The organism is Nocardioides sp., from assembly GCF_031397825.1.
In the GTDB taxonomy this organism is placed as follows: domain Bacteria; phylum Actinomycetota; class Actinomycetes; order Propionibacteriales; family Nocardioidaceae; genus Nocardioides.
The window spans coordinates 1-6776 of the sequence record NZ_JANNML010000214.1 but is presented as its reverse complement, the minus strand read 5'-3'; the positions used below and the strand labels follow the sequence as shown (position 1 = coordinate 6776).

The following is a 6776-nucleotide window of genomic DNA, read 5'->3' as shown; positions in this document are numbered from 1 at the left end:
CGGCATCGGGGACGAGATGGGCGACGTGGGCCAGGCGATCCAGCGCGCCGAGGACAAGACCGCCCAGATGCAGGCCCGCGCCGGCGCCATCGACGAGCTCATCGCCTCCGGCGCCCTCGACGATGCCTCGACGGTCAACGCCGGCGACGACATCGCTCGCGAGCTCGAGGCCATGAGCTCGCAGGCCGACGTGGAGACCGAGCTCGCCCGCCTCAAGGGGCTCTCGGCACCCGCCGCCCCCGAGGCGATCGCGCCGGGCGAGCCGCAGGCCGACGACGAGCAGCCGCGCTGACGTCGGACCGCCGGGCCTCACCGCGCTGACGGGAGCCGCTCAGCAAACGCTTGGGAAGGCCGGGGAGACTGGATCCATGGCTCGCTCTCGGTTCGTCGGTGACAAGGGGCTCACTGCCCGCATGACGCTCGTGATGTTCCTGCTCGGTGGCCTGTTCGTCGTCCTGGTGGTCGGCCTCGCGTCTGCCGTCGGCGGCGGCCTCGGGATCGTCATCGGCCTGGCCGGCATCGGCATCGCGGTCTACCAGTGGTCGCGCTCCGACAAGATCGCGATGCGGGCGATGGGTGCCCGCGAGGTCACCCCCGAGCAGGCCCCCGAGCTGCACGGCATGATCGACCGGCTCTGCGCCCTGGCCGACATGCCCAAGCCCCGCGTCGGGATCGCAGACACCCACGTGCCCAACGCCTTCGCGACCGGGCGCTCGCCCGACCGCGCCGTCGTCTGCGTCACCACCGGGATCCTCCAGGTGCTCACGGCCGAGGAGCTCGAGGGCGTGCTGGCCCACGAGCTCTCCCACGTCGCCCACCGCGACGTGCTGGTGATGACCGTCGCCTCGTCGGCCGGCATCGCCGCAGGCATGCTCACCCAGGGCGCCCAGTACGGCGGTCTCGGCCTCCTCGGCGGTCGTCGCGACAACAACAACGGGCTGCCCGTCTGGCTCGTGGTGCTCGTCGTGAGCCTGGTCGTCTACGCCGTGAGCTTCGTGCTCCTGCGCCTGCTCTCGCGCTACCGCGAGATGTCGGCCGACCGCGCGGGTGCCTACCTCACGATGAACCCCGGTGCCCTGGCCTCGGCCCTGCAGAAGATCACCGGGGAGATGAACACCATCCCCGAGCGCGACCTGCGTCAGGTCAGCGCGGCGAGTGCGCTGTGCATCGCCCCGGCGATCCGCGGCGTCTCGCTGCGCACCCTCTCCTCGACCCACCCCTCGTTGGAGAAGCGGCTCGAACAGCTCGCCCGGATCCAGGCCGAGCTGGGCCGGCCGACGGTCTGATGGCCGGCTTCTGGCAGTCGATCACCGGCCGGTCCCGGCCCAAGCAGGCTGACCTCGACGCGCTCTTCCTGGTGCCGAGCGCCGCCATCACGCTGCAGACGGCGGCCGGGCTGATGCCGACCGGCACCGGCTCGGTCTGCTACCGGGCGGCTCGGGGTGCGGGGTTCGCCGACACCCAGACCGACGTCCTGGAGCTCATCCGCGGCGCCGCCGACGCACCCCGGGTCGACCTCACCAGTGACGAGTTCGGCTTCACCTGGCTGACCGTGCACCGCGAGCCCGACGACACCGGCGGCCTGTGCACCGACCTCCACGCGGTCAACACGACGCTCGAGCTGGAGGGATTCGGGCCGTCCCTGCTGTGCTCGACGGTCCCGTTCGAGGACTCCGCGGGTCGTCGCGTGGCGCTGGTCTACCTCTACAAGCAGGCCTCGTTCTATCCGTTCGCCCCCGGCGCGGGGCAGAGGCGCGACACGCTCCTCGAGCTCCAGGTCGGGGAGACCCTCGCCGCCGAGATCCCCGTCGAGAAGGACAAGTCGCGCTGGTTGGCCCTGTGGGGCGCGCCCGGGCTCTGAGCCCCGGCAACGCCGTCGTACGCCTGCGCGGGCCAACAGGGAGGTGCAAGAATCAGGTCGTGACGATGACCGCCGACCACCAGCGCCGCGCCTCCCACATCGCCGCGTACGACGTGCTCGACGGGCCACCACGCCGCGACCTGCTCGCCGTGGTCGAGCTCGCCGCCAACATCTGCGACGTGCCGATGGCGACGATCAACCTGATCACCGACGTGGCCCAGCACCAGGTCGCGACCGTCGGCTTCGACGCGTCGGTGTGCCGCCGCGAGGACTCGATGTGCGCGGCCGTGCTCGACGCCGACACCCCCATCGTGGTGGCCGACGCCAGCCTCGACGACCGTTTCAGTGACAACCCGTTCGTCACCGGGGCGATCGGCAACGTGCGGTTCTACGCCTCCCACAAGCTGATCACCCCGGCCGGGGTCAGCATCGGCACCCTGTGCGTCTTCGACACCGAGCCGCGCACCATGGACGCGAGCCAGGTGGCCGCGCTGGCGACGCTCGCCGAGCGGGTCGTCGACATCCTCGAGCTGTCCCTGCGCAGCCGCGTCCTGGCCACCACACTGGCCGAGGTGGAGGCGATGCGCGACGAGCTGAGCGTCTCCAACGACCGGCTGGCGTCGTTCGCCGGGCAGGTGAGCCACGACCTCAAGACGCCGTTGACCAGTGTGACGATGTCCCTGCAGCTGATCCGCGAACAGCTCAGGGCCGAGGGCAACACCAAGGACGCGGCGTGGCTGATCGAGCGGGCGCTCAGCGGCTCGGACCGCATGGCGACCCTGATCGACGACGTCCTCGGCTTCGCCAAGCTCGGCGGCACGCTCAACGTCAGCAGCGTCGACCTCGGCGACGTGCTGACCGAGGTGCTCGTCGACCTCGGCGGGGCGTTGACGGGAGTCTCGACCAGCATCGAGACCCTCCCGACCGTGAAGGGCGACGCCGTCCAGCTGCGGGCGGTGCTCCAGAACCTCCTCAGCAACGCCGGCAAGTTCCGCGCCACCGACCGCACCCCGCGCATCGAGATCAGCTCGCGCCGTCGCGGCGCCGTGTGGCGCGTCGAGATCACCGACAACGGCCCCGGGGTCCCGGAGGCCGAGCGCCAGCGCGTCTTCGAGCCCCTGGCCCGCGCGACCGAGGCCGTCGAGGGGTTCGGCATCGGTCTTGCGACCTGTCGTCGGGTCATCCAGGCGCACCACGGCCGCATCGGCCTGGACGCCGCCCGCGGCGGTGGGACCGTCGCGTGGTTCGAGCTCCCGGCCTGAATTGCCAGGCTGCGACCGGCCGACTCAGTCGCGGTGCGACTTGCCGGGCAGGTCGAGCATCCGCTGCAGCGCGACGAGGGCGTCGCGCTCGGTGTCGTCGTCGACGTCGATCTGGTTGACGACGACACCGTTGACCAGCGACTCCAGCGCCCACACCAGGTGGGGAAGGTCGATGCGGTTCATCGTGGAGCAGTAGCAGACGTTCTTCTCGAGGAACACGATGTTCTTGTCGGGGTGGGCGTTGGCGAGCCGCTTCACGAGGTTGAGCTCGGTGCCGATCGCCCAGGTGGAGCCGGCGGGCGCCGCCTCGATGGTCTTGATGATGAACTCGGTCGACCCGACCAGGTCGGCCTTGAGCACGACCTCGTGGGTGCACTCGGGGTGCACGAGGATCTGGATGTCCGGGATCGTCTCGCGCAGCTTGTCGACGACCTGCGGCGTGAAGCGGCCGTGGACCGAGCAGTGCCCCTTCCACAGGATCATGGTGGCGTCGCGCAGCTGCTCGACGGTGAGGCCGCCGTGGGGCTTCTGGGGGTCCCAGACGACGCAGTCGTCGAGGGTGTAGCCCATCTTGAGCACGGCGGTGTTGCGGCCGAGGTGCTGGTCGGGGAAGAAGAGGATCTTGCCGCCGCCCTCGAGGTGCGCCTTCTGGTCGAAGGCCCACTCGAGCGCCACCTCGGCGTTGGAGGAGGTGCACACGACGCCGCCGTTGCGGCCGCAGAACGCCTTGATGTCGGCGCTGGAGTTCATGTAGGTGACCGGCACGACGGCGTCCTGGACGCCAGCCTCGGCGAGCGCGTCCCAGGCGTCCTCCACCTGGGTCAGGACGGCCATGTCGGCCATCGAGCAGCCGGCGGCCAGGTCGGGCAGCACGACCTTCTGGTGCGGCCCGGTCAGGATGTCGGCCGACTCGGCCATGAAGTGCACGCCGCAGAAGACGATGTACTCCGCCTCGGGCCGCCCGGCCGCGTCGCGCGCCAGCTTGAAGGAGTCGCCGGTGACGTCGGCGAACTGGATGACCTCGTCGCGCTGGTAGTGGTGGCCCAGCACGAACACCTTGTCGCCCAGGGCCTCCTTGGCGGCGCGGGCGCGCTCGACCAGGGCAGGGTCCGAGGCGGCCGGCAGGTCGCCGGGGCACTCCACGCCGCGCTCGGCGCCGAGGTCGGTGCCGCGGCCCAGCGGCAGGAGGGGCAGGTCGACGGTCGTCATGTCACGATCCTAGTTCGCTCGGCGGACCCCTCAGAGGAGGGCACCGTTGTGAACGTACGGCGACGGGGGCGCCATTCCCCGCAGCCCGAGGTAGCCCTCCTGGTGGAGCTCGAGGCGCGCGGCCAGTCCGACGTCGATCGCCCACTCGTTGGCGGCGGTGAGGTGGTGCACGGTCTGCTCGGGCCCCCCGTCGGCCATCGCGGCCCACAGCAGTCGGGCCGCTGCGGTGCGATTGGTCGCAGCCAGCAGCTGGACGCTGCCGTCCGGGGCGAGGTAGGCGTAGCCGGAGCCGGTCGTGGCGTCGGAGACGATCGGTCGCCACAGGTGCTGCATCAGCGGGTGGTCGACCCCGTGGGCGGCGCCTCGCACCTGACGGTCGATCGAGTTCATCAGGTCGGTGTCGCCTGCGGTCCCCTCCCGCACCTTGTCGACGACCGGGATGGCCGAGCGGTCCACGGTCCCGGTGAGGTGCATCTGCGGGTGGAGCGAGAAGCCCGCCAGCCGGTAGCGACGCACGGCCTTCGGGTCGCCGCTCGACGAGAGCATCCCGCGCAGGCACCCCCGCCCGTGCTGCAGCGCCGCGTCGAGCAGCACCCGGCCGAGGCCCTGCAGCCCCGGCCGCACGGCGTACGTCGCGAGGCACCAGGTCCTGTCGCGCACGAAAGAGGTCGCCATCCCGATCATGCCGCCCTCGTCGTCGGCGACCCAGCAGCCGCCGGGGTCGGTCTCGAGGACGTGGCGTGTGCGCAGGATCCACGCCTCGCTCCGCGCCGGGGAGCGCAGCTGCGGGGCCGGCCGGTCGCGGCGGGTGGTGCGCTGGTCGAGCTCGAGGAAGCTCTCGGCGCTCAGGCGCTCGGCGGCGGGCACGTCGTCGGGCAGCATCGGCCGGATCGTCACCTCGCTCATGGGAAGACCCTAGGTGTGGGCAGTCGGTGGGGTCGGACAGGATGGCGGCATGCGAGTCCTGGTGGCGCCCGACAAGTTCGCGGGCACGTTGACCGCCGTCGAGGCGGCCGACGCGATCGCCGCGGGCTGGCGCCGCCACTCGCCCGACGACGAGCTCGACCTGGCCCCCATGGCCGACGGTGGTCCGGGCTTCGTCGACGTCCTGCACGCCAGCCTCGGGGGCGAGCTCAGTGCGATCACCGTCGAGAGCCCCTTCGGGACCCCGGTCCCCGCGACGGTGCTCGTGGTCGGCGACACGGCCTACGTCGAGACCGCGCAGGCTTGCGGGCTCCACCTGACCAAGGGCGAGGGCGTCGAGTTCGCCACCACGATCGGGGTCGGGGAGCAGCTGATCGCCGCGCTCGGCACGGGGGTCGGGCGGATCGTCGTCGGTCTCGGTGGCAGCGGCACCAACGACGGGGGGGCCGGGCTGCTCGAGGCGCTCGGAGCCGTCAGCGAGACGCCCCTGGGGTGCGGACCGATCGGCTTCCCCGGCATCACGAGCGTGGACCTCGAGCCCGCTCGGCGGCGGTGTGCCGGCGTGGAGCTGGTCGCCGCGACCGACGTCGACATCCCGCTCACCGGGCTCTTCGGGGCGACCAAGACGTTCGGACCGCAGAAGGGTCTCGCCGAGGAGCGCCTGGTGGTGGTCGACGGCTGGCTGGAGGAGCTCGCGACCGCCACCGACCGTCGTACGTCGTTGGAGAAGGGGGCCGGAGCCGCCGGCGGGCTCGGCTTCGCCCTGATGCTGCTCGGCGCCACCCGCACTCCCGGGATCGATCTGGTCGTCGACGCCGTCGACCTGCACGAGCGAGCCCGGCGCGCCGACCTCGTCATCACCGGTGAGGGTGCGTTCGACTTCTCCAGCCGCTCCGGCAAGGTGCCCTACGGCGTCGCGCAGGTCGCCGAGCAGGCCCTGCGGCCCTGTGTGGCGCTGGCCGGGCAGGTCCTGGTCGGCTCGCGCGAGATGCGCGCCCTCGGGGTGGAGTCGGCCTACTCGCTGGTCGACCTCGTGGGGGAGGAGCGCGCCTTCGCCGACCCCGCCGGCTCGTTGGCCGACCTCGCGGCGCGGGTGGCGCGCACCTGGTCGCACTGAGCGGGGGAACCGGCTCGGGATGAGGCCAGCCTCACCTCGGTGAGGGCGAGGAATATCCCCAGGTGTGCGACCATTGACCTAGGTAACACACCCGCACCACGGACTTGGGAGTCATCACATGACCGAGCAGCTCGAGACCACCGAAGAGCGCCGCACCGACCAGATCAACCTGAGCTCGGTCGCGGCCGGCAAGGTGAAGAGCCTCCTCGAGCAGGAGGGTCGCGACGACCTGCAGCTGCGGATCTCCGTCCAGCCCGGCGGCTGCAGCGGCCTGCGCTACCAGCTCTTCTTCGACGAGCGCACCCTCGACGGTGACGTCGTCACGTCCTTCGACGAGGTCAACGTGGTCGTCGACCGGATGAGCGTGCCCTACCTCAACGGCGCGATGATCGACTTCGTCGAC

8 protein-coding genes are annotated in these 6776 nt (G+C 71.5%); 6 read left to right on the top strand and 2 right to left on the bottom strand.

Translation table 11 applies throughout. The annotated features are described in order from the left end of the window. From RMN98_RS18175 to RMN98_RS18160, 4 genes are all read left to right on the top strand, one after another. Positions 1-292 (top strand): PspA/IM30 family protein (locus tag RMN98_RS18175; protein ID WP_397210121.1); only part of this gene is annotated, 292 nt, incomplete at its 5' end. 76 nt (positions 293-368) lie between these two features. Further along, positions 369-1286, top strand: coding sequence for a zinc metalloprotease HtpX (gene htpX, locus RMN98_RS18170; protein WP_309650226.1), 918 nt, complete (start codon positions 369-371; stop codon positions 1284-1286). Beyond that, positions 1286-1861, top strand: a complete 576-nt coding sequence (locus tag RMN98_RS18165) for a PspA-associated protein PspAB (RefSeq protein ID WP_309650225.1) — start codon at positions 1286-1288, stop codon at positions 1859-1861. The genes htpX and RMN98_RS18165 overlap by 1 nt, the downstream gene beginning before the upstream one ends. 65 nt (positions 1862-1926) lie before the next feature. Beyond that, positions 1927-3123 carry a GAF domain-containing sensor histidine kinase gene (locus RMN98_RS18160; protein ID WP_309650227.1) on the top strand — a complete coding sequence of 399 codons (1197 nt, stop codon included), beginning with the start codon at positions 1927-1929 and terminating at the stop codon, positions 3121-3123. A 24-nt stretch (positions 3124-3147) separates the two neighbouring features. On the opposite strand, the gene nadA is transcribed toward RMN98_RS18160, so the two are convergent. Further along, the gene (gene nadA / locus RMN98_RS18155; RefSeq protein ID WP_309650224.1) at positions 3148-4332 is read right to left on the bottom strand and encodes a quinolinate synthase NadA; all 1185 of its coding nucleotides are present in this window, start codon (positions 4330-4332) and stop codon (positions 3148-3150) included. Positions 4333-4362: 30 nt separating this feature from the next. After that, positions 4363-5238 carry a GNAT family N-acetyltransferase gene (locus tag RMN98_RS18150; protein ID WP_309650223.1) on the bottom strand — a complete coding sequence of 292 codons (876 nt, stop codon included), beginning with the start codon at positions 5236-5238 and terminating at the stop codon, positions 4363-4365. A gap of 49 nt (positions 5239-5287) precedes the next feature. Here RMN98_RS18150 and RMN98_RS18145 point away from each other — a divergent pair, with 49 nt between their 5' ends. Both RMN98_RS18145 and RMN98_RS18140 read left to right on the top strand, forming a co-directional pair. Further along, positions 5288-6373 carry a glycerate kinase gene (locus tag RMN98_RS18145; RefSeq protein WP_309650222.1) on the top strand — a complete coding sequence of 362 codons (1086 nt, stop codon included), beginning with the start codon at positions 5288-5290 and terminating at the stop codon, positions 6371-6373. Positions 6374-6491: 118 nt separating this feature from the next. Next, positions 6492-6776, top strand: a 285-nt coding sequence (locus tag RMN98_RS18140; protein ID WP_309650221.1) for an iron-sulfur cluster assembly accessory protein, incomplete at its 3' end; no start/stop codon positions are given.